This window comes from Paracoccus sp. 22332 (assembly GCF_052045125.1).
Classification (GTDB): domain Bacteria; phylum Pseudomonadota; class Alphaproteobacteria; order Rhodobacterales; family Rhodobacteraceae; genus Paracoccus; species Paracoccus haematequi_A.
The window spans coordinates 205,234-229,934 of the sequence record NZ_JBQEOI010000002.1 but is presented as its reverse complement, the minus strand read 5'-3'; the positions used below and the strand labels follow the sequence as shown (position 1 = coordinate 229,934).

Genomic DNA, 24,701 nt, shown 5'->3' with positions numbered 1-24,701 from the left:
CAAGGCTCATTCGGCGATCAGGCTCAGCGCGATGGACCACATCACGACGCCGATCCCCGCCTCCAGCACCTGCCAGGCGCGGGGCCGGGCAAAGACCGGCGCCAGCAGCCGCGCGCCGAAGCCAAGCGCGAAGAAGAACAGGACCGATCCCGTTATCGCCCCCAGCCCGAAGACCAGCGGATCGGGCCATTGCGCCGACACCGCGCCCAGCAGCACCACGGTGTCCAGCCAGACATGCGGGTTCAGCCAGGTCAGCGCCGCGATTACCGCCAGCGTCCGGCCCAGCGTCGCGCCGCCGCCCTGCGGCCGCAGCGCCTCGCCCCCCTGCCAGGCGGCGCGAAAGGACCGGGCTCCGTACCAGATCAGGAACGTCACCCCAGCCCACCGCATCACATCGGCCAGCAAGGGCGCGGCGGCGACGATGCGGGCCATGCCCGTGACGCCCAGCAGGATCAGGACGGCGTCCGACAGCGCGCAGAACAGGCAAACCCGGAACACATGCTGCCGCATCAGCCCCTGCTTCAGCACAAAGGCGTTCTGCGCGCCGATGGCCACAATCAGCGACAACCCGGTTCCAAGCCCGGCAGCATAGGACATCATCGACGGCACCTCCTGCCCGCCCTGTCGCATAGGCGGACAATCAGTTACAATGAATTCGCCTTATGCTGATGAAGCGTCGCTTATGCTGGACTATCCCGCCCTTGCCGCCTTGGCCGAGGTCATCCGCCGCGGATCCTTCGAGGCCGCCGCCCTGGCCTTGCGCGTCACGCCCTCGGCCGTCTCCCAACGCATCCGCACGCTCGAGGATCGGATGGGGACCGTCCTGATCGACCGGGGGCCGCCGGTCCGTGCGACTGCCCCAGGGCTGCGCCTTGCCGCGCATCTGGATCAGGTGCGGCTGCTGGAAGCCGGTCTGAGCATGGCCGCGCCAGAGCGCCCCGTGCTGCCGCTGGCCGTCAACGCCGACAGCCTCGCAACCTGGGTCATGCCCGCCTTGGCCGCCGTGCCGGGGCTGGTGGACCTGACCATCGACGACCAGGACCATGCGCTGGACTGGCTGCGCGGCGGGCTGGTGGCGGCCGCGATCACCAGCAACAGCCGCCCGGTTCCGGGCTGCGACTGCCTGCGGCTGGGGGCCATGCGCTATCGCGCCACGGCAAGCCCCGACTTCGCCGCCCGGCATTTCCCGGTCGGCGCGACCGCCGCCAGCCTGGCCCAGGCGCCATCGCTGTGCTTCAATGCCAAGGACGCGCTGCAAAGCCGCTGGGCGCAGGCGCTGACGGGCGCACGGCTGGCGCTGCCGATGCACCGCATTCCCGCCTCGCAAGCCTTTGCCGACGCGGCGCGGCTGGGCCTTGGCTGGGGCATGAACCCGGAACTGATGATCCGCGACGATCTGGACCAGGGCCGCCTTGTGGACTTGGCCCCGGACCTGCCGCTGGACGTGCCGCTCTACTGGCAGTTCAGCCGCCTCACCGGACCGGCCTTGGCGCCGCTGACCGAAGCCATCAAAAAGGCCGCCCGCGCAGCCTTGCTGCCCTGACGGCCCTTTTGCCTTTGAAAACCACCGCATCGATGCGCTGCCTGCGGCTGGTCGGACGGCGGCAAAAAGCCCGCAACCCGCGCGGGCTGACATTCATCACCCGACACAGCCGGTCGATCGGGAAGGCCTCTCGCTGTTCCTCGACGAACCTGAACCTCATGGCCTGTGGCTCGTGATCGATGAGATTGAGGGTCCGGAAAAGGAACCTTTGCCGTCTCGACCCGCACGATCACGCCGATTGCGAATACTGGGCGCGCCCCTGCTCTCGGGCCAGCAGGCCAAACTTGCGGGGCTGGCCCAGCCGCAGAATGGACCCATGAAGCCCGCGCGATGCTGGGCGCGAGGGCGATCCGCTGGCCATACGCGACCAGCGCCGGGGCATCCTGCGCCTGGCCTTTGTCGAAAACGGCAGGATGTCGGGGGCGCTGTTCGTCGCGGCAGAACCCGACCGCCCAGGCGGTCCGACAAAGGGACCGTGGTCTGTGCCTGCCTGGGGGGTGGCGTGAGCCCCGGCTTGGAAGGAGTCGCCGCAAGAAGCCGATAACGGTCGAGGCGATCGGCCGCGCTTGGCGCGGGCACGAATGCGGATCCTGCCGCCCGGACCTGTGCTCCCTGCTGACCGCGGCGCAGATGAGGACAGCCGCCCGGCAAGGGGGCGGCCGCCGGCAGGTCAGACGGCCACGGCGTCGGGCCGGGGCCGGATCGCGGCCTCGCGGCGGTTGCGCAGTTCCTCGGCCACCAGGAAGGCGAGTTCCAGCGACTGACTGGCGTTCAGGCGAGGGTCGCAGGCGGTGTGATAACGGTCTGACAGATCCTCGTCTGTCACGGCGCGGACGCCGCCGGTGCATTCGGTCACGTCCTTGCCGGTCATCTCGAAATGCACGCCGCCGGGGATCGTGCCGCAGGCCTTGTGGACGGCGAAGAACTCGCGCACCTCGCGCAGGATCGAATCGAAGGCCCGCGTCTTGTAGCCGGTCGAGGACTTGATGACGTTGCCGTGCATCGGGTCGCAGGACCAGACCACGTTCGCACCCTCGGACTGCACCGTCTGGATCAGGCGCGGCAGGTGGTCGCCCACCTTTCCCGCCCCGAACCGCGCGATCAGCGTCAGCCGCCCCGCCTCGTTTTCGGGGTTCAGCTTGGCCATCAGCGCCTTCAGGTCGTCCGCCGTGGTCGTCGGGCCGCATTTCAACCCGATGGGGTTCTGCACGCCCCGGCAGAATTCGACATGCGCGCCGTCCACCTGGCGGGTGCGGTCGCCGATCCAGATCATGTGGCCCGACCCCGCCACCGGCAGGCCAGTGGTCGAATCGACGCGGGCTAGGGCTTCTTCGTATTCGAGCAGCAGGGCTTCGTGGCTGGTATAGAAATCGACCTTGGACAGCTGATGCGCGGTGTCGGAATTGACCCCGGCGGCCTGCATGAAGGCCATCGCGTCGCTGATGCGGTTCGCGATGTCGCGGTATTTCGCAGCCTCGGGGCCGCCGACGAAATCGGCGATCCAGCTTTGCACGCGGTGCATGTCCGCGAAACCGCCGGTCGAGAACGCCCGCAGCAGGTTCAACGAGGCCGCCGCCTGGGTGTAGGCCGCCAGCATCCGCTGCGGATCGGGGATCCGCGCCTCGGCCGTGAAGTCGAAGCCGTTGACGATGTCGCCGCGATAGCTGGGCAGTTCCACGCCATCGACGACCTCGGTCGGGGCGCTGCGGGGCTTGGCGAACTGCCCCGCCATCCGACCGACCTTGATGACCGGCATCTGGGCGCCCCAGGTCAGCACGACCGCCATCTGCAACAGCAGCTTGAAGGTGTCGCGGATATTGTCGGCGCTGAATTCGGCAAAGCTTTCGGCGCAGTCGCCGCCTTGCAGCAGGAAGGCCCGGCCCTCGGCGGCCAAGGCAAGCTGGGCCTTCAGGCGCCGCGCCTCTCCGGCAAAGACCAGGGGGGGATAACGGCGCAGCTGCGCCTCGGCCGCCTGCAACGCAGCGGGGTCGGTATAGTCAGGCATCTGGACGCGGGGATAGGCGCGCCAGCCGGCCTTGTCCCAGGTTTGGGTGGCGGTCTTGCGGTTCTCCTGCGTCATGGCACGCACTCCTTGGAAATGATCGTGTTGATATAGACGCGAACGGCAGCAAGGGGAAGGTGGCGGATCCTCTTGCGGCAGCGGGAAAACCCTGATGATGTGGCGCGAACACGCGCGAAGACAGCCCCATGCCATCCGAAAAGCCCCGCCGGTTCACCTTCCTTCTGCTGGAACGGTTCACCATGCTGCCCTTCACCGCAGCCGTCGAGCCGCTGCGGCTGGCCAACCGCGCCGCCGGGCGGAACCTCTATGCCTGGCGGCTGGTCGGGACAGGCAAGGACTGGGCCACCTGCTCGAACGGCGCCAGGGTCGCCCTGGACGGGGGACTGGACGACACGACGGCCGAACGCGACGACACGATCATCGTCTGCGGCGGCACCGAGATCGCGCGCGAGGCGACCCGGCCCGTGCTGACCTGGCTGCGCAAGCAGGCGCGCGGCGGCGCGACGATGGGGGCAGTCTGCACGGGCGCCTGGATCCTGGCCGAGGCGGGGCTGCTGGACGCGCGCAAGGCCACGATCCACTGGGAAAACCACGACGGCTTCGCCGAGGCCTTTCCGCAGGTCGACCTGTATCGGTCGGTCTTCGTCAAGGACGGCAACCGGCTGACGGCGGCAGGGGGCACGTCCTCGATCGACATGATGCTGCACCTGATCGCCGAGGCGTATGGCGAGGCCTTGGCGACCGAGGTCGCGGACCAGATGCTGCACACCACCATCCGCACCAACCAGGACCGCCAGCGGCTGTCGATCCCCACCCGGATCGGCGTCCGCCACCCCAAGCTGGCTGCCGTCATCGCGCGGATGGAGGGCAACCTGGAAGACCCGATCAGCCCGGCCCAGCTTGCCGCGGATGCGGGCATGTCCACCCGCCAGCTGGAGCGGCTGTTTCGCCGTTACCTGAACCGCAGCCCCAAGCGGTATTACATGGAAACGCGCTTGGCCCGCGCCCGCAACCTGCTGATGCAGACCGACATGTCGATCATCGAGGTCGCCCTCGCCTCGGGCTTTTCCAGCCCGTCGCATTTTTCCAAATGCTACCGGGCGCTGTATGGCGGCACGCCTTACCGCGAACGCGGGACGGGGGCGCCGCCGCAGGCATGAAAAAACCCCGGAGCGGGATCCGCACCGGGGTCTTTCAGTCACCACGGACCAGCCCTTAGTCGGGCACGGTCGATTGGTTCGGATCCAGGCCGATATGGGTGCCCAGGGCCTCCATATCCGCCAGCAGCTTGACGGCGGCGGTGACGACATCATCGCCCACCGCGTCGCGCTTGCTTTCCAGATTGCGGCGAGTGCGATGCGCCTCGGTCATCATCTCGTTGAAGACGGCCTGGGTCACTTCCTCGCGCGGATGGCCGCGTTCTGCCAGCAGGCTGACCGAATCGGGACCGATCTCGACAAAGCCGCCGGTCACGGCGAACTCCGTCTGCGATCCGTCGGCGCCGATCGCCGTGACCAGACCCGGCCGCAGCGTGACGATGGTGGGCGCATGGCCGGGCATGGCGGTCAGGTCGCCGTCCGTGCCCGGCAGGCGCACCTCGCGCACCGGGACCGAGACAAGGCTCCGTTCCGGCGACACGAGGTCGAACTGCATGGTATCGGCCATTTCGCCCCCTTACGCGGCTTCTGCCGCGAGACGCTGGGCCTTCGCCTTCACGTCCTCGATGTCGCCGACCATGTAGAAGGCCGATTCCGGCAGGTGGTCGTATTCACCGGCAACCACGGCCTTGAAGGACGCGATGGTCTTTTCCAGCGGCACCTGAACGCCGTCGGACCCGGTAAAGACCTTGGCCACGTCGAAGGGCTGCGACAGGAAGCGCTGGATCTTGCGGGCGCGGGCCACGGTCAGCTTGTCCTCTTCGGACAGTTCGTCCATCCCCAGGATGGCGATGATGTCCTGAAGCGACTTGTACTTTTGCAGGATGCCCTGCACGTCGCGGGCGACCTGATAATGCTCTTCACCCACGACGGCGGGGTCGAGGATACGGCTGTTCGAATCCAGCGGGTCCACGGCCGGATAGATGCCCAGTTCCGAGATCGCGCGCGACAGCACGGTCGTGGCGTCCAGGTGGGCGAAGGTCGTGGCGGGCGCCGGGTCGGTCAGGTCGTCGGCCGGAACATAGACGGCCTGGATCGAGGTGATCGAGCCGTTCTTGGTCGAGGTGATGCGTTCCTGCATCGCGCCCATGTCGGTGGCCAGCGTCGGTTGATAGCCCACGGCGGACGGGATCCGGCCCAGCAGGGCCGACACTTCCGAACCGGCCTGCGTGAAGCGGAAGATGTTGTCCACGAAGAACAGAACGTCGGTTCCGGTGGCGTCGCGGAACTGTTCGGCCACGGTCAGGCCGGTCAGCGCCACGCGCATCCGCGCCCCCGGAGGCTCGTTCATCTGGCCGTAAACCAGGGCCACTTGCGACTCGGCCAGGTTGTCCGGCTTGATGACGCCCGATTCCACCATCTCGTGATACAGGTCGTTGCCTTCACGGGTACGTTCGCCCACGCCCGCGAACACGGAATAGCCCGAATGCACTTTGGCGATGTTGTTGATCAGTTCCATGATCAGAACCGTCTTGCCCACGCCGGCGCCGCCGAACAGGCCGATCTTGCCGCCCTTGGAGTAAGGCGCCAGCAGGTCGATGACCTTGATGCCGGTGACGAGGATCTCGGACGAGGTCGCCTGCTGCGCGAATTCCGGCGCGGGCTGGTGGATCGCGCGGCGTTCGCTGACGTTCAGGGGTTCGCCCTCGTCGACCGGCTCGCCCACGACGTTCAGGATGCGGCCCAGCGTCACGTCGCCGACCGGAACCGTGATCGGGCCGCCGGTGTCGCTGACCGGCTCGCCGCGGACCAGACCTTCGGTCGAATCCATGGCGATGGTGCGGACAGTGTTCTCGCCCAGATGCTGCGCCACTTCCAGGATCAGCTTCTTGCCGTTGTTATGCGTTTCCAGCGCGTTCAGAATCGCCGGCAGGTGGCTGTCGAACTGCACGTCAACGACGGCGCCGATCACCTGCGTGATTTTACCAGTGGCCTCTGCCATGTCTTACCCCTACGTGTCAGAGCGCCTCGGCGCCCGAGATGATTTCGATGAGTTCCTTGGTGATCGCGGCCTGACGCGAGCGGTTGTACTCGGTCGTCAGACGGTCGATCATGTCGCCCGCGTTGCGCGTGGCGTTGTCCATGGCCGTCATCCGCGCGCCCTGTTCGGACGCCGCATTTTCCAGAAGCGCCGCGAAGACCTGCGTCGCGACCGAACGCGGCAACAGGTCGGCCAGGATGGCCTCCTCTCCGGGCTCGTAGTCGTACAGCGCCGAGGCACCGCCGGTCGCTCCGCCCTCGGGCAGTTCGGCCGGGATGATCTGGCGGGCGGTCGGAACCTGGCTGATCACCGATTCGAAGCGGTTGTAGAACAGCGTCGCCACGTCGAAATCGCCCGCCTCGAAGCGATCCAGCACGTCGTCGGCGATGGCGCGGGCATTGTCGTAACCCACGCGCTTCACCTCGGACATGTCGACATGGCTGACGAACAGGCTGCCGTATTCGCGCTTCAGCTGCTCGCGGCCCTTCTTGCCGACGGTCAGGATCGCGACCTCTTTCCCTTCACCCCGCAGCCGGTCGGCATATTGCCGGGCCAGCTTGACGATGGTGCTGTTGAAGCCCCCCGCCAGGCCGCGTTCCGAGGTCATCACGACCAGCAGATGCTTGCGGTCGGCGCCGGTCCCGGCCAGCAGGCGCGGCGCGGACGCGGAACCGGCCGCATTCGCGGTCAGCCCTGCCATCACCGCCGCCATCCGGTCGGCATAGGGACGCGCGGCTTCCGCCGCTTCCTGCGCGCGGCGCAGTTTCGCGGCGGCGACCATCTGCATCGCCTTGGTGATCTTCCGCGTGTTCTTGACGCTTCCGATCCGGTTCTTGAGATCCTTGAGACTGGGCATCTATTCCCCCTCTCAGGCGCGGGTCTTGTTGTACGCGTCCAAAGCCGCCTTGATAGCTTCTTCCAGTTCGCCCGAGACCTTGCGGTCGTTGCGGGTCATGTCGTCCAGCAGGTCCGACTTCTGGTTGCGCAGGAACTGGATCAACCCTTCTTCCCAGGCGACGACATCCTTGACCGGAACGTTGTCGATATAGCCCTTGGTCCCGGCATAGATCACGATCACGATTTCCGCGTTGGTCAGCGGGCGATATTGAGGCTGCTTCATCAGCTCGGTCAGGCGCGAACCGCGGTTCAGCAGGCGCTGCGTCGCGGCATCCAGGTCGGACCCGAACTGCGCGAAGGCCGCCATCTCGCGATACTGGGCCAGTTCCAGCTTGACCGGGCCGGCGACCGACTTCATCGCCTTGGTCTGGGCGGCCGAGCCCACGCGCGACACTGACAGACCGGTGTTCACGGCCGGGCGAATGCCCTGGAAGAACAGCTCGGTTTCCAGGAAGATCTGGCCGTCGGTGATCGAGATCACGTTGGTCGGGATATAGGCCGACACGTCGCCCGCCTGGGTTTCGATGATCGGCAGCGCGGTCAGCGACCCGGCTCCGTTGGCCTCGTTCAGCTTGGCCGAACGCTCCAGCAGGCGGGAATGCAGATAGAACACGTCGCCCGGATAGGCTTCACGGCCGGGCGGACGGCGCAGCAGCAGCGACATCTGGCGGTAGGCCACGGCCTGCTTGGACAGGTCGTCATAGATGATCAGCGCGTCCATGCCGTTGTCGCGGAAGTATTCGCCGATCGCGGTGCCCGAATAGGGCGCCAGGAACTGCATCGGCGCGGGGTCCGAGGCGGTCGCGGCGACGACGGTCGTATAGGCCATGGCGCCGGTTTCTTCCAGCTTCTTGACAAGCTGGGCCACGGTCGAACGCTTCTGGCCCACGGCGACATAGACGCAATGCAGCGTCTTCATGCCGTCGTTTTCGCGGCCGTTGTAGTTCAGCTGGTTCAGGATGGTGTCCAGCGCGATGGCGGTCTTGCCGGTCTGGCGGTCGCCGATGATCAGTTCCCGCTGGCCGCGGCCGACCGGGATCATCGCGTCCACGGCCTTCAGGCCGGTGGCCATCGGCTCATGCACCGATTTGCGCGGCATGATGCCCGGCGCCTTCACGTCGGCGATGCGGCGTTCGGTCGCCTCGATCGGGCCCTTGCCGTCGATGGGGTTGCCCAGGCCGTCCACGACGCGGCCCAGCAGCGCCTTGCCGACCGGCACGTCCACGATGGACCGGGTGCGCTTGACGGTGTCGCCTTCCTTGATCGAACGGTCGTCGCCGAAGATCACGATCCCGACGTTGTCGGTTTCAAGGTTCAGCACCATCCCGCGGATGCCGCCGGGGAACTCGACCATCTCGCCGGCCTGCACCTTGTCCAGGCCATAGACGCGGGCGATGCCGTCACCGACGGACAGCACCTGCCCGACCTCGGCCACCTCGGCCTCTTGGCCGAAATTCCTGATCTGATCCTTGAGGATGGCCGAGATCTCGGCTGCCTGGATTCCCATTATCCGACCTCTTTCATAGCATTCTGGAGGGAAGCGAGCTTCGAGCGGATCGAGCTGTCGATCATCTGCGAACCAAGCTTGACAATCATGCCGCCGATGAGGGCCTCATCGACGCGGGTGTTCAGTTTGACCTTCTTGCCGGACTTCTGCGCCAGGGTGTCGCGCAGGCGGGTCTGCTGGTCGTCGGTCAGCGCGACGGCGCTTGTCACCTCGGCGGTGACCTCGCCGCGCTCGGCCGCGATCAGCGCCTGCAACTGGCGCACCAGTTGCGGCAGCACGAACAGGCGGCGGTTCCTGGCCATCAGTTGCAGCGTGTTGGCCAGCACCGGCGAAAAGCCCATCTTCTGCGCCAGCGCGCCGATGGCGCGGGCCTGATCGTCGCGGGTATAGATCGGAGAGCTGATCAGGTCGTGCAAATCGGCGCTGTCCGACAGCGCCGCGCCCAGATCCTCGGTCTGCCGGGCCAGGGCGTCCAGGCCCCCGTCTTCCTTGGCGATGTCGAAGACGGCCTGCGCATAGCGCCCGGCGATGCTCTGGGACATGGAAACAGAGTTGGCCACGGTCATCCTTTACGGTTTGCGCAAGCCCCACTGGCGGGCCGGCGGGTGCCGGTCTGTCGCGGGGTGCGGGTCGCAGTCGCACGGCTTATGGAGGGCCGTTCGGAAATCTGCGGCGTCTCTAGCAGGTGAAAACGGCTCGGGCAACCGGCTAGAACGCGGAAATGTGAGGGATTGCCACCTTCGGATCTCCATATGCCGGAACGGGTCGGAGAAAGCCGCTGACAGGGGCGCGTGGCGGCCCTCGCGCCTGCCGCAGAAAGGCATGGAAACAACCCGGCATGGGGCGGTTACCCTGGGGCCGTCACCCCATGCCGGGCGTCACTGACAACATCTACAAAACGGGCAGTCACCCTTGCCATGACGGGCTGGCAGGGCAGGACGACTTGTTAACAGCAGGTCACCAGTTACAGCATTCCTATAGGACATAATGCTGCGCTGCGGCAGTTCACCTTATGGACAGGTCTTGCGCGATTCGCGGGCGTTAACGGTCATTTTTTCTGCATATGCTGCAAATTTCCGGCTGTCGGGGCGCGCGCGGGACGCGGCCCCACGACCCCGTCCAGGATCTCCAGCGGGCTGGGGACATGGACCCGCGATCCGGAGCCTATCGGGGCGCGCATCTGCTTGGACAGTTCGATCAGCACCACTCCGGCGATCAGGACGCGGCTGATGCGCGCGCCCGCCCGTTCCCACATCTGCGCGCTGCCCAGCCAGAACCGCCGGTCCGAGGGCGGGATATAGACCGCCGACCCGTGCCATTCCGGCACGAAACCCGCCCGTCGGGCCTGGGTCTCGATCTGGCCGGTGGTATAGCTGCGGCCCAGGCCGAAGGGCGTGCGGTCCGAGGCCGCCCACAGCCCGGCACGGTTCGGCACCATCGCCATCATCCGCCCGCCCGGACCCAGCACCCGCCAGGCCTCGGCCAGCAGGGCCGAGGGATCGTCGCTGGTCTCCAGCCCGTGCAGGATCACCAGCCGGTCGACGCTGCCGGTTTCCAGCGGCCAGGCGATCTCGTCGCACAGGACGCTGTGGTTGGGCATCCCGGCGGGCCAGGCCATCACCCCCTGCGGGCCAGGCATCAGCGCCGTGACCCGCCGCGCCACCGCCAGATAGGGCCGCAGCATCGGCGCGGCGAAGCCGAAGCCCGCGACCGTCATTCCCGTGCATCCCCCCGGCTGCCAGCGCGACACCAGCCGGTCGCGCAGGATGCGCTGCACCACACGGCCCAGCGACCGCTGGTAATAGAACTGGCGAAGGTCGGCGATATCGTGGTGCATTGCGCCCCGGCCCGGCTTTTGACAGGCTCGACCTCATCACACGCAAGGGGATTTGCCAATGCCGCTGGAACTGGTCACGCTGCGCTGCCTGAAGGACAACTATGCCTATCTGCTGCATGGCGACGAGGGCACGGTCCTGATCGACGCCCCCGAGGCAGCGCCGATCCTGCGCGAACTGGCGGCGCGCGGCTGGTCCCTGTCGGCGATCCTGCTGACCCATCACCACTCTGACCATGTGGATGGCGTGGCCGAGATCGTGCAGACAACCGGCGCCATGGTGATCGGCGCCGCCGCCGACGCCCACCGCCTGCCGCCGCTGGACCTGCGCATTACGCCGGGCGAGCCGCTGGAGGTTCTGGGCGAACCCGTCCAGATCATCGACGTGCCGGGCCATACCGTCGGCCATGTCGCCTTCCATTTTCCCCAATCCGGCTATGCCTTCACCGCCGACAGCCTGATGGCGATGGGTTGCGGCCGCCTGTTCGAGGGCACGGCCGAGATGATGTGGGACAGCCTGTCGCGCCTGAACGCCCTGCCCGCCGACACGCTGATCTGTTCGGGCCATGACTATTGCGCGGGCAACGGCGCCTTCGCGCTGTCGGTCGATCCCGACAACCAGGCCCTGCGCGACCGGCTGGACGCGGTGCAGCAGGCGGAACAGCCCTGCGCCCCCGTGACCCTGGCACAAGAGCGCGAGACGAATCCGTTCCTGCGGGTGGCGGCCCTGCGGCCGGGCCTGGGGATGGAGGACGCCCCGGACGCCCAGGTCTTCGCCCGGCTGCGCGCCATGAAGGACGCGTTCTGAACGCCAGGCGAAATCGCCGTCATCGGGGCCGCGCTTGAAATCCGCGCGGCGACGCATCACATCTGCCTCAACCGTGGGAAAATCGTGGCGTCCCGGTGAAAAAGCACTTGATGCCGACTGAATTCCACCAAATCTTAACTGTATCGTGACAGTCTGGGCAGGTGGGCACAAGATATGCCCATACCGCCAGCCGACTGACAGGAGAAGACCGTGCCAAGTTTCTCGACCCCCCTGGAACAGGCCATTCACCAGGCGCTTGCGCTGGCGAACGAACACCGACACGAGCTTGCCACGCTCGAACACCTGCTGCTGGCCCTGACCGAGGAACCGGACGCGGTCAAGGTGATGCGGGCCTGCAATGTCGACCTGGACGAGTTGCGCAAGCTGCTTGTCGATTTCATCGAAGACGACCTGTCCACCCTGATCACCGATGTGGAAGGGTCCGAGGCCGTGCCGACTGCCGCCTTCCAGCGGGTGATTCAGCGCGCCGCGATACATGTCCAAAGCTCGGGCCGGCAAGAGGTGACGGGCGCGAACGTTCTGGTCGCGATCTTCGCCGAACGCGAATCGAACGCGGCTTTCTTCCTTCAGGAAATGGACATGACCCGTTACGACGCGGTCAACTTCATCGCGCATGGCGTGGCGAAAAACCCGTCCTTCAACGAAAGCCGCAAGGTGGTCGGGTCCGACGAACCCGAACAGAAGCAGGCCGAGGCCGCGCCCGAGGCCAAGGACGAAACCGCGCTTGGCAAATACTGCGTGGACCTGAACGCCAAGTCCAAGAAAGGCGACATCGACCCTCTGATCGGCCGCGAGGCCGAGGTGGAGCGGGCGGTCCAGGTTCTGTGCCGCCGTCGCAAGAACAACCCGCTGCTGGTGGGTGATCCGGGCGTGGGCAAGACCGCCATCGCCGAAGGGCTGGCGCTCAAGATCACGCGCGGGGAAACCCCGGATGTGCTGGCGGGCGCCACGATCTTCTCGCTGGACATGGGCGCGCTGCTGGCGGGCACCCGCTATCGCGGCGATTTCGAGGAACGGCTGAAAGCAGTCGTCAAAGAGTTGGAGAACCACCCCGACGCGATCCTGTTCATCGATGAGATTCACACCGTCATCGGCGCGGGGGCGACCTCGGGCGGGGCGATGGATGCCTCGAACCTGCTGAAGCCTGCGCTGTCGGGCGGCAAGCTGCGCTGCATGGGATCGACCACCTACAAGGAGTTCCGGCAGCATTTCGAAAAGGACCGCGCCCTGTCGCGCCGGTTCCAGAAGATCGACGTGAACGAACCCTCGGTCCCCGACACGGTCAAGATCCTGATGGGCCTGAAACCCAGCTTCGAAAAGCACCACGACCTGCGCTACACGAACGAGGCGATCAAGTCGGCGGTGGAGCTGGCAAGCCGCTATATCAACGACCGCAAGCTGCCCGACAGCGCCATCGACGTGATCGACGAGGCGGGCGCGGCGCAGCATCTGGTCAGCGAAAGCAAGCGCCGCAAGATGATCACCCCCAAGGAGATCGAGGCCGTGGTGGCGAAGATCGCCCGGATCCCGCCGAAGAACGTCAGCAAGGACGATGCCGAGGTGCTGCGCGACCTGGAAGCCTCGCTCAAGCGCGTGGTGTTCGGACAGGACGCGGCGATCACGGCGCTGTCCTCGGCGATCAAGCTGGCGCGGGCCGGCCTGCGCGAGCCCGAAAAGCCCATCGGCAACTATCTGTTCGCCGGACCCACGGGCGTCGGCAAGACCGAGGTCGCCAAGCAGCTTGCCAGCACGCTGGGCGTCGAACTGCTGCGCTTCGACATGTCGGAATACATGGAGAAGCACGCGGTCAGCCGCCTGATCGGCGCGCCTCCGGGCTATGTCGGCTTCGACCAGGGCGGGATGCTGACCGATGGGGTGGACCAGCATCCGCATTGCGTGCTGCTGCTGGACGAGATCGAGAAGGCGCACCCGGATGTCTACAACATCCTGTTGCAGGTGATGGACCACGGCAAGCTGACCGACCACAACGGGCGGCAGGTGGATTTCCGCAACGTGATCCTGATCATGACCTCGAACGCGGGCGCGTCGGACATGCAGAAGGCGGCGATCGGCTTCGGCCGCGACAAGCGCGAGGGCGAGGATACCGCCGCCATCGAGCGGACCTTCACGCCTGAATTCCGCAACCGCCTGGACGCCGTCATCAGCTTTGCGGCCCTGTCCCGCGACGTGGTGGTCCATGTGGTCGAGAAGTTCGTGCTGCAACTGGAAGCGCAGCTGATGGACCGCAACGTCCATATCGAACTGACCCCGGAAGCCGCCGACTGGCTGGCCGAAAAGGGTTATGACGACAAGATGGGCGCCCGTCCCCTGGGCCGCGTGATCCAGGAAAACATCAAGAAGCCGCTGGCCGAGGAACTGCTGTTCGGCCGGCTGACCAAGGGCGGCGTGGTCCGCGTGAAGATCGAGGACGACAAGCCGGTCTTCGACATCACCGGCCCCGACGCCCCGCGCATCGGCAAGTCCAAGACGCCGCTGCTGACCGCGGAATAAACCCCGCGCCCCGCTACCCAGGCCCCGCCGCGCCACCTCGCGGCGGGGCTTTTTGCTGCCGCACGCGCGTCACTCCGGGGCGGGGTGCCTTGGGATCAGGACAGCCGCGCCGGGATCAGTCCGCGCAAGGCATTGCCCATCAGGATGCGCCCGTCCTCCAGATCGTCGGGTCGCAGCACCGCTTCCCGTGCCCGCCCCGAGGCCAGCAGCGACGCCCGCAACACTCCCGGCAGCAGCCCGCAATCCAGTGCAGGCGTCAGCAGCCGACCCTCGCGCTCCAGAAACAGGGTGGTGATCGTCCCTTCGCAAATCTCGCCGCGTTCGTTCAGCAGCAGCGCCTCGTCCACCGCCCCAGACAGGGCGGCGCGGGCCGCGTCATAGCCGGGCCGGTGCGAGGTCTTGATCCGCAGCCAGGGATCGCCGCTGGACAGGCGGACATCGGCAATCCGCAACCGCCACAGGGGTGGATTCGCGGCCAGCGGCTGATGCGTCAGCGCCACCGCCCCCGCCGCATCCACCGTCAGCCGCGCCCGCAGAACCTGCCCGCGCGGCAGCCCGGCCAGCACCGCCGAGACCCGCCCCTCGTCCAGCGGAAAGCCCACCGCCGCGCAGTCCCGCCGCAGCCGGTCCAGATGCAGCGGCCACAGCCGGACCCTGCCATCGGGCTCGGCCCGCATCGTCTCGATGACGGTCAGGTCTGCGGGGAGAGGTTCAGAAATGCGGCCTTGCACAATGCCTCCTGCCATTCCGATCCGGCGCGGCTGTCATGGGTGATGCCGCCGCCGACATTCAGCCGCAAGCGGTCGGGGGCCTCCAGGACGGGCGTCCGGATCGCCACCGAAAAGCGCATCGGCCCGGCCGGGTCGATCCAGCCGATGGCCCCGCAATAGACCCCGCGCGGCGCCTGTTCCAGTTCCGCGATGATCTGCATCGCCCGGATCTTCGGCGCCCCGGTGATGGATCCGCAGGGAAACAGCGCCGCCAGGATCGCCGCCAGACCGACGCCCCCCGCCAGTTGCCCGGTCACGGTCGAGGTCATCTGGTGGACGGTCGCATAGGTTTCCACCTGAAACAGCGACGGCACCCGGACGCTGCCGGGCATACACACCCGCGACAGATCGTTGCGCAACAGATCGACGATCATCAGATTCTCGGCCCGGTCCTTGTCCGAGGCCGACAGGGCCGCAGCCAGCGCCCTATCCTGGGCCGCGTCGGCGCCGCGCGGCGCGGTGCCCTTCATCGGCCGCGTCTCGATCCGGCCGGCACCGTCGACGGCAAAGAACAGTTCGGGGCTGCGCGACAGGACGATCGGACCGCCCAGATCGACGAAGGCGCCCTCGCCCACCGGCTGACGCGCGGCCAGGGCGGCATGGATCGCCAGCGGATCGCCCGAGACTCGCGCCTGCATCGGAAAGGTCAGGTTCACCTGGTAACAGTCGCCCGCGGCGATATAGGTGCGCACCGCCCGCACGGCAGCGTCGTATCGCGTGCGGCCCCACAGCGGCTGCGGCGCGCCGATCGCGACGCCAGCCGGATCGGGCAAGGGCGGGGCGGCGCGCGGCGCGTCGAAAACCCCCATCAGGATCAGCGGCGCCTCGCGATCCGAAGGCATCAGCGGCGCCAGCTTGGGGGTCAGCGCGTAGCCCAACTCATAGGACAGATAGCCCGCCAGCCACAGCCCACGCGCCCGCGCGGCCTCGATCGCGGCCAGGGCCGGGCCGACGCCCGCGGCGGTATCGGCGCGGATCACCGTTTGCGGCGCGGCAAACAGCGTGCCGCCGGGAAGGTGGCCGTGGTCGAAGCGGACCTGGCTCACTTGGCGGCCTTGGCCTTGGCCGCCAGGTCGCGGGCGATGGCGAAGGCGCCCTTGATGCGGTCGGCATCCGTCGCCCAATCGCGGCGCACGAAGATCTTGTTGCCGTCCACTTTCGCGTCGCCGCGCTGATCGGTCAGGAACTCGACCAGCCCCGCCGGATTGGCGAACTTGTCGCCGTGGAACTGCACCGTGGCCCCCTTCGGCCCGGCATCCAGGCGCGAGATATTCGCGCGCTTCGCCATCGCCTTGATGCGGATCACCAGCAGAAGCGTGTTCACCTCTCGCGGAAGGGGACCGAAGCGGTCGATCAGTTCGGCCGCGAAACCCTCCAGCTCGACCTTGGTGGTCAGGCCGGACAGGCGGCGGTAAAGGCCCAGCCGAACGTCCAGATCGGGTATATAGCTTTCCGGGATCGTGACCGGCACGCCGAGGTTCAGTTGCGGCGCCCATTCGTCCTCGGGCGTGCCCTCGATCTCGCCCGATTTCAGCTTGGCGATGGTTTCCTCCAACATCTGCTGGTAGAGTTCGAAGCCGACTTCCTTGATATGGCCCGACTGCTCCTCTCCCAGCAGGTTGCCGGCTCCGCGCAGGTCAAGGTCTTGGCTGGCGAGGTTGAAGCCCGCCCCCAACCCGTCGATGGACCCCAGGAATTTCAGCCGCCGCATCGCCTGCGGGGTCAGCGGCTGGCGGGGCTTGGTGGTCAGATAGCAATAGGCGCGCGTCTTGGACCGGCCCACCCTGCCCCGGATCTGGTAAAGCTGCGCCAGGCCGAACATGTCGGCGCGCCAGACGATCATGGTGTTCGCGGTGGGGATGTCCAAGCCGCTTTCGACGATGGTGGTCGCCAGCAGCACGTCGTGGCTGCCGTCGTAAAAGGCGTTCATCCGCTGGTCCAGATCGCCCGCCGCAAGCTGTCCATGCGCCACCAGGTAATTGATTTCCGGCATGTTTTCGCGCAGCCAGTGTTCGACATCGGGCAGGTCGGACAGGCGCGGGACGACGAAGAAGCTTTGCCCGCCGCGATATTTCTCGCGCAGCAGGGCCTCGCGGATCGTCACGCTGTCGAATTCGCTGACATAGGTGCGGATCGACAGCCGGTCCACCGGCGGCGTGCCGATCACCGACAGGTCGCGCACGCCGGTCAGCGACAGTTGCAGCGTGCGCGGGATCGGCGTGGCGGTCAGGGTCAGGACGTGGATGTCGCTGCGCAATTCCTTGAGCCGTTCCTTGTGGGCGACGCCGAAATGCTGTTCCTCGTCGATGATCAGCAGGCCGAGGTTCTTGAAGCGCACGCCCTTGGCCAGCACCGCATGGGTGCCGACGACGATATCCACGCTGCCGTCCGACAGCCCGGTGCGCGTCGCCGCCGCGTCCTTGGCACTGACGAAGCGCGACAAGGGCCGCACGGCGATGGCGGTGCCGCGAAAGCGTTCGGCGAAGGTCTTGAAGTGCTGGCGGGCCAGCAGCGTGGTGGGCGCCACCACCGCCACCTGCATCCCCTGCGACGCGGCGATGAAAGCCGCGCGCATCGCCACCTCGGTCTTGCCGAAGCCCACGTCGCCGACGATCAGCCGGTCCATGGGCCGGCCCGCCGCCAGATCCTCGGCCACGTCGTCGATGGCGGACAACTGGTCCTCGGTTTCGGAATAGGGAAAGCGGGCGGCGAAGGCCTGCCAGTCATGGTCCTCGGGCTCCAGCACCGGGGCGGGGCGCAGCAGGCGCTCGGCGGCCACCCGCATCAGCTTGTCGGCGATCAGCTTGATGCGTTCCTTGAGCCGCGCCTTGCGCGCCTGCCAGGCGCCGCCGCCCAGCTTGTCCAGCAGGCCTTCCTCGTGGCCATAGCGCGACAGCAGCTCGATATTCTCGACCGGCAGGTAAAGCCGGTCGCCGCCCGCATATTCCAACGCCACGCAGTCATGCGGCACACCGGCGGCCTTGATCGTCTCAAGACCCGTATAGCGCCCAATGCCGTGTTCGACATGGACGACCAGATCGCCCGGCGTCAGGCTGGTGGTGTCGCGCAGGAAATTGTCGGCCCGACGGCGCTTCTTCGCGCCCCGGATCAGCCGGTCGCCCAGCACGTCCTGTTCCGAGATCACCGCAAGACGGCCAAGCGCCTGTCCCTCGGCAACAAAGCCCTCGTCCAGGGGCCAGACCGCAAGACCGACCGTGCCCGGCTTGTCGGGCATGTCGCGGATATCGCCGATGTGCTTGGCCCCAGCGAGACCCTCATCGGCCAGAAGGCCCGACAGACGGTCGCGGGCGCCGTCCGAGAAGCTGGCGACAATGACCCTATGGTCCTGGGAAAGCGCCTTCACATGATCGGCCAGTGCCTTGAACAGGTTGATGCTTTCCGCCTGACGTTCCGGCGCGAAGTTGCGCCCCGCGCGGCCGCCCGCATCCAGCACCCCCGGCCCCGGCGGCTGCGGCAGCACCGCCAGCCGCAGCAGCCGATGCGCCGCCAGCCAGGCCGTCCACTCGTCGTCCGAGGGGAACATCGCCTCGGGTGGCACGGGTTTATAGACCGTGTCGCTGCGGCCCTTGGCGGCCATCGCGGCCTTCCGCGCCTCGAACTGTTCTCGGATCATGCCGCGCCGGCCGTCGATCACCTGGACGATATGGTCGTCCAGCACCACCGAGGCGCCGGGCAGATAGTCGAACAGGCTCTCCATCCGGTCGTGGAACCAGGGCAGCCAGTGTTCCATCCCCGCCGTCTTGCGGCCCGCGCTGACGCTTTCATACAAGGGATCGTTGGTGCCGCCGCCGTATTCCGTGCGATAGTTCTGGCGGAAGCGGGTGATCGCGTCCTCGTCCAGGATCACCTCGGACATGGGCGCAAGCTCGATCCGCGACAGCTTTTCGGTGGTGCGCTGCGTTTCCGCATCGAACCGGCGGGCGCCGTCCAGAACGTCGCCGAACAGATCCAGCCGCACGGGGCCGGATTCGCCGGGCGGGAAGATGTCGATGATGCCGCCGCGCACGGCATAGTCGCCGGGTTCGGTCACGGTGGGCGATTGCGCGAAACCCATGCGCACCAGGAAATCGCGCAGCGCGGCCTCGTCGATGCGGTCGCCGACGCGGGCGGTGAAGCTGGCGCCGGACACAAGGTCGCGCGCGGGCACCCGTTGCAGCACCGCGTTCAGCGTCGTCAGCAGCACGAACGGCCCCTGGATCGCCCCCTGCGCCAGCCCCGCAAGGGTTGCCATCCGCGCCGCCTGGATATCGGGCGAGGGCGAAACGCGGTCATAGGGCGTCGTGTCCCAGGCCGGGAAATCCAGCACCGCCAGATCGGGCGCCAGGAACGCCAGGGCGGCGCGCATCGCGGCCATGCGGCGGTCGTCGCGGGCGATGTGGATCACGGGGGAACCGCGCGCGGCCTCGCGCGCGATCAGGGCGGCGTCATAGCCTTCGGGCGCGCCGGAAAGGATCAGGTGTTCGGCCATGGGCGTGAGGTAAAGCGCCGCGCGGCGGAGTCAAGGTCAGAACCCATAGGGATGGATCACCGACCACAGCGCGCCCCACAGCGCCGTGACCGCCACCGCCGCCATGGACAGGACCGTGACCAGCCGCCGGTGGATCACCATCCGCCTGACCGCCTGCGAAGCCGCCTCGGGGATGGGCTGGGCGCCCTGCTCGGCCGCCTCCAGCAGCGGGACAAGACGGCGCGCCAGCGCGATCCGCATCCAGAACAGCGCCGCCAGCGGCATCAGCAGCAGAAAGGACGCCAGCGCCAGTTCCAGGTCATAGCCGATGCCCATGATCGCCAAGGACGACAGCGCGAAGCCGGTCGCGGCCAGGAAGCACGCCCCCTCTCGCCTGCCCAGCCGCCAGCGGGGCAGCACCAGCGACAGCCAGTCCAGCAGGTGCAGGACCACCGGGGCATCGCCCTTGCCCTCGGCCAGGGCGGCGCGGGCGCGGGACAGGATCTCGACCGGGACGCCGATCACGCTGCGGCCCGTCAGCGACCAGGTGCCGATCACGACCAGCCAATACCAGACCGTGCCGAACGACCGGCTGTCCAGAAACCCGATCAGACTGTTGAATTGGGGCACGCGGGCTTCCTTGTCCTTGGTCGCGGGCGACCTTAGAACGGCAGTTGCCAAAGGAAAAGCCGCCCCGAAGAAGGAAACCCGCCATGCCGACGCCGATCATCGCCCCCTTCCCCGCCGCCCGGCTGCGCCGGCTGCGCCGCACCCCCGCGATCCGCGCGATGGTATCGGAATGCGACGTGACGCCCGCCAACCTGATCTGGCCGATCTTCGTGACCGAGGTGTCGGGGGCCGAGGGCGAGATCGCCTCGATGCCCGGAGTCGAGCGGCTGACTCTGGACGGCGCGCGCCGGGCGGCGGAACGGGCCGCGACGCTGGGCATCCCGGCGATCTGCATCTTTCCCCATTCAGATCAGGATCTTAAGACAGAAACTTGCGAACGGGCCTGGGATCCCGACAATATCGGCAACCAGGCGATCCGCGCCGTCAAGGAAACCGTGCCCGACCTGGCGGTGATGACGGACATCGCGCTGGATCCCTATAACGCCAACGGCCATGACGGCATCGTCGTGAACGGAGAGATCCTGAATGACGAGACGGTCGAGGCCCTGGTGCGCATGGCCCTGGCCCAGGCGGAAAGCGGCGCCGACATCCTGGGGCCAAGCGACATGATGGACGGCCGCATCGGCGCGCTGCGCGGCGCACTGGAACAGGCGGGCCACAAGCATGTGGCGATCCTGTCCTATGCGGCGAAATTCGCCTCCAGCTTCTATGGCCCGTTCCGGGACGCGGTGGGCGCATGCGGGCGGCTGGTGGGCGACAAGAAGACCTATCAGGTCAACCCCGCCAACCGGGGCGAGGCGATCCGCTGCGTCGCCCGCGACCTGGCCGAGGGCGCGGACATGGTGATGGTGAAGCCGGGAATGCCCTATCTGGACATCTGCCGCGCCGTGAAGGACCAGTTCGGCGCACCGACCTTCGCCTATCAGGTCAGCGGCGAATACGCGATGCTGGAAGGCGCGATCCGCAACGGCTGGCTGTCGCGGGACGCCATGTTCGAAAGCCTGCTGTGCTTCCGCCGGGCGGGCTGCGACGGCATCCTGACCTATTTCGCGCCGCTGGTGGCCGAGGCGTCCAAAGGCTGATCCAAAGACCGCATCCGGCCCTGGGCGAAACGCTCTGGGGAATTCATCCTGCCCGAGACAGGAGCACGGCTGCGAAATCCGCAGCCGTGCAGATGTGTCATGCCGCCAGCGGCTTTCCGCTTTTGCGGCGGCGGCGCAGAACCGCAAGAAACACCGGGCCCACCGCGACCAGCGGCAGCGTCGCCGGCAGGGGAACCGCCGAGGGATCCACAGGCCCCGGCCCGGTTCCGGGATCCACGCTGCCGATCCCCTTCAGTTCCACCAGGACAGGGTGGGACATGGTGTCGATGCAGCAATTGGTGCCGGTGAAGAAATACCAGAAGCCGTCGCCCAGCGTCAGCGGCTGGGTATAAAGCCAGTCGTTGTAACGGACCCCGGTTTCATTGTCGGGATCGTCGGTGTAGCCGGTCAAGGTCTTGTCCGCGATCATCGCGTCGCGGTCGCGGTTATTCACGGTCCCGGCCCATTGGATCGTATAAGGATTCAATCCGTAGGCAGCGGGATCATTCGTGCCGTTCCCGGATATGGTCAGGCCGCCGTTATCCGAACACAGGATGCCTTCGCTGCAGGGAAAGACCTGATCTCCGTGCCAATGTTCGTTCCACAGGGTGATCGTGCCGTTTCCATTGTCGGTCCAGCCGAACGTCACCGTATGCGCAGCGGCGCCGATGGACCCCGCAAGCAATACGGCGGTCGCCGTTAAAATCGTCTTCAACATGCCTCACTTGCTCCCACACGCAGTCGATGAAACTCATCAGAAAAAAAATGCGGATTGACCGCTGATATCCGCATTCCCAATAAAAAGAATAACACGAGCAAAAACCGAGTCAAAATAAAACGAAATAGCGATGAACTTCAACCACTACGGGTAAATATTAGTTTTATATTTATTATTGGGCGAAATTGAAGGCGCGGGGGTGTGTGGGCGACTTGCCGCTATGGCGCATCACCGGCAGGTGACAGGCCCGGAAAAATCTCCTAGGTCTCGGGCGATAGCGCCATGCGCATGCAGAGATGAGGGCGACAGAATGAACGATGGAAACCGGATCACCCGGCGCGGCGTCCTGGCCGGAGGCGCCGCCGCGCTGGCGGTTGCCGGGTGCAGCAATGCCGTGGGCACCAATGCCGGGGCGGAACTGGATGCGCGGGTCGATGCGACGCATCAGTATCTGGTCCAGAACTACCCTTCGGCGCAGGCTTTGGTGCAGAACGCCAAGGGCGTCCTCTACATGCCCCTGATGACCGAGGCCGCGCTTGGCTTCGGCGGCGCCTATGGCCAGGGCGCGCTGAGGATCGGCGGGGCGACGGTGGACTATTATTCCGCCACCCGCGCCACTGTGGGTTTCCAGGCGGGCGCGCAGCAATACGCGCATGTGCTGATCTTCCAGACCGATGCCGCGCTTGCGTCCTTCCGCGCCTCGCCGGGCTGGCTGGCGGGGGCCAATGCCTTCTATGCGATCCCCCAGGGCGGCATGGCGCTGGGCGCCGACACGATCACCGCGCAGCTGCCGGTCGTGGCGATGATCTTCGGCCAGGCCGGGCTGATGGCGGGCGCGTCAATCGAGGGCACGAAATACACCCGCATCATCCCCTCCGAAATCCCGACGCTGGGCTTCGGCGGCATGGGCCTGCCGCAAATGGGCCGCCGCTAACCCGAGGTCAGGTGCCGCAATCCGTGCGTGACATCGGCGCGCACGGCCAGCCGCAGGGCGGGTTCGTCGCCCGCCCGCAGCGCGGCCAGGATCATGCGGTGATGGCGGGGCGGCTCGTTCCGCTTCACCCGTCCGTAAAGCGCCCGCATCGTCGGTCCCAGTTGCAGCCAGATCGTTTCCAGCATCGCCAGCATCGCCGGGGCCTGCGCGCGCAGATACAGCATCCGGTGGAATTCCAGGTTGCAGCGGATATAGCCCACGGCGTCGTGGTTCTCGACCGCGTCGGCGATGCGCGCGTTCATCTGCGCCAGCCGGTCGATCAGCGCGAAATGCGCGCGCGGCAGGGCGCGGGCGGCGAGTTCGGGTTCGATCAGCGCACGCAGGGCCGCCAGTTCCTCGATCCGGTCGTCCGACAGCGCGGGCGTGGTGACGCGCCCTGACGCGGACAGCGTCAGCGCCCCCTCGGCCACCAGGCGGCGCACGGCCTCGCGCGCGGGGGTCATGGACAGGTGGTATTCGCGGGCGATGCCGCGCAGGGTCAGCGGCTTGCCGGGGGGCAACTCGCCCAGCATGATCCGGCTGCGCAGGTTGCGGTACAGCTTCTCGTGGGCGGAAGGATCGGCGGGGCGGGCTGGGGCGTTCATGGTGCGTTTGTGATCACAAACTGCGCGCCCGTCAATCCCCCGTGGGATCGCGGAACTGCCAGACCATCAGGTCCGGCCCGTGCCGCCGCAGCCAGTCGCGATGGCGCGCATAGTCGGGCATCAGCCCCGCCACTGCCGCCCAGAAGCGCGGCGAATGATCCATGTGGCGCAGATGCGCGACCTCGTGGGCGGCGACATAATCCAGCACCACGGGCGGGGCCATCGCCAGCCGCCAGGAGAACATCAGCCGCCCGTCCGCCGTGCAACTGCCCCAGCGGGACCGCGTGTCGCGCAGGGCGATGGCCCGATAGCTGCGACCAAGCGCCACGGAATAACCGTCGCAGGCCGCGCGCAGGTGCGCCATCGCCCGGTGCTTCAGGAACGCCTGCACCACCGGCCCCGCCGGACGGCCCGCGGGCAGCAGCAGCGCCTCGCCCTCGACCGACGCGGCGCGCACCGAGGCCGGGGTCAGCACAAGCGGCATCCCCGCCACCGGCACCGCCGCGCCGTGCTGCACGATGCTGGGCGCGGGCCGCCGCTGGGCCGCCTGCAACAGCCAAGCCGCCTTCGATTCGGCGAATGCGGCGCCATCGGACAGAGGGGCGCCCACGGGCAGCGTCAGCACCACCGGCCCGCCGTCGCGCGGCACCCGCAGCGTCATGCGCCGCGCGCGGGCCGAGCGCCGCCAGGTGATCCGCATCCCGTTGCCGATCGTGAACGCCTCGGCCATCCCGCGCCTGCCCTTGCCCCGTCCGCCGGTTGCTGTCGAAAGCCTTTGACACCCCCGTATGCCTGTGGCAGGGGGACCACCGAAATTCCCTAAACGCGGCGGAAGGAGAATGCCATGCCCAAAGAGGAATGGGGCACGAAACGCCTGTGCCCGCACTGCGCGACGCGCTTTTACGACCTGCGCGCCAATCCGATGACCTGCCCCGCCTGCGGGAACACCTTCACGCTGGAAAGCCTGACGGACTCGCGCGGCAAGACGCTGGTCACCGAAAAGACCGCCGCCCGTGAAGACGACGACCTGGTCGACGACGACGAGGATCTGGGCGACGACGCAGGCGAGTTGGACGACGATCTGCTGGAGGAGGACGACGACGACGGCGACGTGTCGCTGGACGAAATCGCCGATGTCCCGGAAAACGACGACGATTGATCCGAAAAAGGCCG

Annotated in this window: 22 protein-coding genes and 1 pseudogene; 7 read left to right on the top strand and 16 right to left on the bottom strand. The window is 67.2% G+C overall.

All coding sequences use genetic code 11. The annotated features are described in order from the left end of the window. Positions 1-6 precede the first annotated feature (6 nt). On the bottom strand, positions 7-600 hold the full coding sequence (locus ACTJI6_RS03220; RefSeq protein ID WP_440797781.1) for a LysE/ArgO family amino acid transporter: 594 nt from the start codon (positions 598-600) through the stop codon (positions 7-9). An 82-nt stretch (positions 601-682) separates the two neighbouring features. On the opposite strand from ACTJI6_RS03220, the gene ACTJI6_RS03215 reads away from it, so the two are divergent. Further along, positions 683-1,543: a LysR family transcriptional regulator ArgP gene (locus ACTJI6_RS03215; RefSeq protein WP_440797779.1), complete on the top strand. Its 861-nt coding sequence runs from the start codon at positions 683-685 to the stop codon at positions 1,541-1,543. Between the two features lie 22 nt (positions 1,544-1,565). On the opposite strand, the pseudogene ACTJI6_RS03210 reads toward ACTJI6_RS03215, so the two are convergent. Beyond that, positions 1,566-1,715 (bottom strand): annotated as a pseudogene (locus ACTJI6_RS03210) (IS3 family transposase); the annotation flags it as partial. 498 nt (positions 1,716-2,213) lie between these two features. Continuing rightward, complete coding sequence (locus tag ACTJI6_RS03205) at positions 2,214-3,623, bottom strand: class II 3-deoxy-7-phosphoheptulonate synthase (protein WP_440797777.1); 1,410 nt, start codon at positions 3,621-3,623, stop codon at positions 2,214-2,216. Between the two features lie 128 nt (positions 3,624-3,751). Between ACTJI6_RS03205 and ACTJI6_RS03200 the strand changes: the two genes are divergently transcribed. Beyond that, positions 3,752-4,726, top strand: coding sequence for a GlxA family transcriptional regulator (locus tag ACTJI6_RS03200; RefSeq protein ID WP_440797775.1), 975 nt, complete (start codon positions 3,752-3,754; stop codon positions 4,724-4,726). A 55-nt stretch (positions 4,727-4,781) separates the two neighbouring features. Here the strand turns inward: ACTJI6_RS03200 and ACTJI6_RS03195 are convergent, their stop codons facing one another. From ACTJI6_RS03195 to ACTJI6_RS03170, 6 genes are all read right to left on the bottom strand, one after another. Continuing rightward, positions 4,782-5,231 (bottom strand): F0F1 ATP synthase subunit epsilon, encoded by a 450-nt coding sequence (locus ACTJI6_RS03195; protein ID WP_126154559.1) that lies wholly within the window; start codon positions 5,229-5,231, stop codon positions 4,782-4,784. 9 nt (positions 5,232-5,240) lie between these two features. Beyond that, positions 5,241-6,665 carry a F0F1 ATP synthase subunit beta gene (gene atpD / locus ACTJI6_RS03190; protein WP_126154560.1) on the bottom strand — a complete coding sequence of 475 codons (1,425 nt, stop codon included), beginning with the start codon at positions 6,663-6,665 and terminating at the stop codon, positions 5,241-5,243. 16 nt (positions 6,666-6,681) lie between these two features. After that, positions 6,682-7,560, bottom strand: coding sequence for a F0F1 ATP synthase subunit gamma (locus ACTJI6_RS03185; RefSeq protein WP_126154561.1), 879 nt, complete (start codon positions 7,558-7,560; stop codon positions 6,682-6,684). A 12-nt stretch (positions 7,561-7,572) separates the two neighbouring features. Continuing rightward, entirely contained in the window at positions 7,573-9,108 is a 1,536-nt protein-coding gene (gene atpA / locus ACTJI6_RS03180) for a F0F1 ATP synthase subunit alpha (RefSeq protein ID WP_440797772.1), read from the bottom strand. Further along, the gene (locus tag ACTJI6_RS03175) at positions 9,108-9,668 is read right to left on the bottom strand and encodes a F0F1 ATP synthase subunit delta (RefSeq protein WP_440797770.1); all 561 of its coding nucleotides are present in this window, start codon (positions 9,666-9,668) and stop codon (positions 9,108-9,110) included. The genes atpA and ACTJI6_RS03175 overlap by 1 nt, the downstream gene beginning before the upstream one ends. 488 nt (positions 9,669-10,156) lie before the next feature. Then, complete coding sequence (locus tag ACTJI6_RS03170; protein WP_440797768.1) at positions 10,157-10,945, bottom strand: methyltransferase domain-containing protein; 789 nt, start codon at positions 10,943-10,945, stop codon at positions 10,157-10,159. Positions 10,946-11,003: 58 nt separating this feature from the next. Here ACTJI6_RS03170 and gloB point away from each other — a divergent pair, with 58 nt between their 5' ends. Together gloB and clpA are read left to right on the top strand one after the other, a co-directional pair. Then, complete coding sequence (gene gloB, locus ACTJI6_RS03165; RefSeq protein ID WP_440797766.1) at positions 11,004-11,750, top strand: hydroxyacylglutathione hydrolase; 747 nt, start codon at positions 11,004-11,006, stop codon at positions 11,748-11,750. Positions 11,751-11,960: 210 nt separating this feature from the next. After that, entirely contained in the window at positions 11,961-14,282 is a 2,322-nt protein-coding gene (clpA, locus tag ACTJI6_RS03160; RefSeq protein ID WP_440797764.1) for an ATP-dependent Clp protease ATP-binding subunit ClpA, read from the top strand. A 95-nt stretch (positions 14,283-14,377) separates the two neighbouring features. Here the strand turns inward: clpA and ACTJI6_RS03155 are convergent, their stop codons facing one another. Genes ACTJI6_RS03155 through ACTJI6_RS03140 form a run of 4 tightly spaced genes read right to left on the bottom strand, consistent with a single transcriptional unit; the run spans position 14,378 to position 20,150 of the window. Then, positions 14,378-15,013 carry an aminotransferase class IV family protein gene (locus ACTJI6_RS03155; protein WP_440797762.1) on the bottom strand — a complete coding sequence of 212 codons (636 nt, stop codon included), beginning with the start codon at positions 15,011-15,013 and terminating at the stop codon, positions 14,378-14,380. Then, positions 14,974-16,098: an aminodeoxychorismate synthase component I gene (locus ACTJI6_RS03150; RefSeq protein WP_440797760.1), complete on the bottom strand. Its 1,125-nt coding sequence runs from the start codon at positions 16,096-16,098 to the stop codon at positions 14,974-14,976. Before ACTJI6_RS03150 ends, ACTJI6_RS03155 begins: the two co-directional genes overlap by 40 nt. Beyond that, on the bottom strand, positions 16,095-19,541 hold the full coding sequence (gene mfd, locus ACTJI6_RS03145; RefSeq protein WP_440797758.1) for a transcription-repair coupling factor: 3,447 nt from the start codon (positions 19,539-19,541) through the stop codon (positions 16,095-16,097). The genes ACTJI6_RS03150 and mfd overlap by 4 nt, the downstream gene beginning before the upstream one ends. Before the next feature lie 36 nt (positions 19,542-19,577). Further along, a complete protein-coding gene (locus ACTJI6_RS03140; RefSeq protein WP_440797756.1) occupies positions 19,578-20,150 on the bottom strand; it encodes a hypothetical protein in 573 nt (190 codons plus the stop codon). Positions 20,151-20,233: 83 nt separating this feature from the next. Between ACTJI6_RS03140 and hemB the strand changes: the two genes are divergently transcribed. Continuing rightward, entirely contained in the window at positions 20,234-21,232 is a 999-nt protein-coding gene (gene hemB / locus ACTJI6_RS03135; protein WP_440797754.1) for a porphobilinogen synthase, read from the top strand. 97 nt (positions 21,233-21,329) lie between these two features. On the opposite strand, the gene ACTJI6_RS03130 is transcribed toward hemB, so the two are convergent. Beyond that, the gene (locus tag ACTJI6_RS03130) at positions 21,330-21,947 is read right to left on the bottom strand and encodes a hypothetical protein (RefSeq protein WP_440797752.1); all 618 of its coding nucleotides are present in this window, start codon (positions 21,945-21,947) and stop codon (positions 21,330-21,332) included. Between the two features lie 313 nt (positions 21,948-22,260). Between ACTJI6_RS03130 and ACTJI6_RS03125 the strand changes: the two genes are divergently transcribed. Then, positions 22,261-22,884: a YSC84-related protein gene (locus tag ACTJI6_RS03125; protein WP_440797750.1), complete on the top strand. Its 624-nt coding sequence runs from the start codon at positions 22,261-22,263 to the stop codon at positions 22,882-22,884. Here ACTJI6_RS03125 and ACTJI6_RS03120 read toward each other — a convergent pair. Both ACTJI6_RS03120 and ACTJI6_RS03115 read right to left on the bottom strand, forming a co-directional pair. Further along, positions 22,881-23,528, bottom strand: coding sequence for a GntR family transcriptional regulator (locus tag ACTJI6_RS03120; RefSeq protein WP_126154572.1), 648 nt, complete (start codon positions 23,526-23,528; stop codon positions 22,881-22,883). The genes ACTJI6_RS03125 and ACTJI6_RS03120 overlap by 4 nt on opposite strands. Positions 23,529-23,559: 31 nt before the next feature. Further along, positions 23,560-24,258, bottom strand: coding sequence for a M48 family metallopeptidase (locus ACTJI6_RS03115; RefSeq protein ID WP_440797747.1), 699 nt, complete (start codon positions 24,256-24,258; stop codon positions 23,560-23,562). Between the two features lie 114 nt (positions 24,259-24,372). Between ACTJI6_RS03115 and ACTJI6_RS03110 the strand changes: the two genes are divergently transcribed. Beyond that, complete coding sequence (locus ACTJI6_RS03110; protein ID WP_126154574.1) at positions 24,373-24,687, top strand: TIGR02300 family protein; 315 nt, start codon at positions 24,373-24,375, stop codon at positions 24,685-24,687. Positions 24,688-24,701 lie beyond the last annotated feature (14 nt).

Bases quoted from the DNA above. Each gene is read 5' to 3' on its own strand.
- ACTJI6_RS03220 (WP_440797781.1), bottom strand. From the start codon at position 600: ATGATGTCCTATGCTGCCGGGCTTGGAACCGGGTTGTCGCTGATTGTG.
- ACTJI6_RS03215 (WP_440797779.1), top strand. From the start codon at position 683: ATGCTGGACTATCCCGCCCTTGCCGCCTTGGCCGAGGTCATCCGCCGC.
- ACTJI6_RS03205 (WP_440797777.1), bottom strand. From the start codon at position 3,623: ATGACGCAGGAGAACCGCAAGACCGCCACCCAAACCTGGGACAAGGCC.
- ACTJI6_RS03200 (WP_440797775.1), top strand. From the start codon at position 3,752: ATGCCATCCGAAAAGCCCCGCCGGTTCACCTTCCTTCTGCTGGAACGG.
- ACTJI6_RS03195 (WP_126154559.1), bottom strand. From the start codon at position 5,231: ATGGCCGATACCATGCAGTTCGACCTCGTGTCGCCGGAACGGAGCCTT.
- atpD (WP_126154560.1), bottom strand. From the start codon at position 6,665: ATGGCAGAGGCCACTGGTAAAATCACGCAGGTGATCGGCGCCGTCGTT.
- ACTJI6_RS03185 (WP_126154561.1), bottom strand. From the start codon at position 7,560: ATGCCCAGTCTCAAGGATCTCAAGAACCGGATCGGAAGCGTCAAGAAC.
- atpA (WP_440797772.1), bottom strand. From the start codon at position 9,108: ATGGGAATCCAGGCAGCCGAGATCTCGGCCATCCTCAAGGATCAGATC.
- ACTJI6_RS03170 (WP_440797768.1), bottom strand. From the start codon at position 10,945: ATGCACCACGATATCGCCGACCTTCGCCAGTTCTATTACCAGCGGTCG.
- gloB (WP_440797766.1), top strand. From the start codon at position 11,004: ATGCCGCTGGAACTGGTCACGCTGCGCTGCCTGAAGGACAACTATGCC.
- mfd (WP_440797758.1), bottom strand. From the start codon at position 19,541: ATGGCCGAACACCTGATCCTTTCCGGCGCGCCCGAAGGCTATGACGCC.
- hemB (WP_440797754.1), top strand. From the start codon at position 20,234: ATGCCGACGCCGATCATCGCCCCCTTCCCCGCCGCCCGGCTGCGCCGG.
- ACTJI6_RS03125 (WP_440797750.1), top strand. From the start codon at position 22,261: ATGAACGATGGAAACCGGATCACCCGGCGCGGCGTCCTGGCCGGAGGC.
- ACTJI6_RS03120 (WP_126154572.1), bottom strand. From the start codon at position 23,528: ATGAACGCCCCAGCCCGCCCCGCCGATCCTTCCGCCCACGAGAAGCTG.
- ACTJI6_RS03115 (WP_440797747.1), bottom strand. From the start codon at position 24,258: ATGGCCGAGGCGTTCACGATCGGCAACGGGATGCGGATCACCTGGCGG.
- ACTJI6_RS03110 (WP_126154574.1), top strand. From the start codon at position 24,373: ATGCCCAAAGAGGAATGGGGCACGAAACGCCTGTGCCCGCACTGCGCG.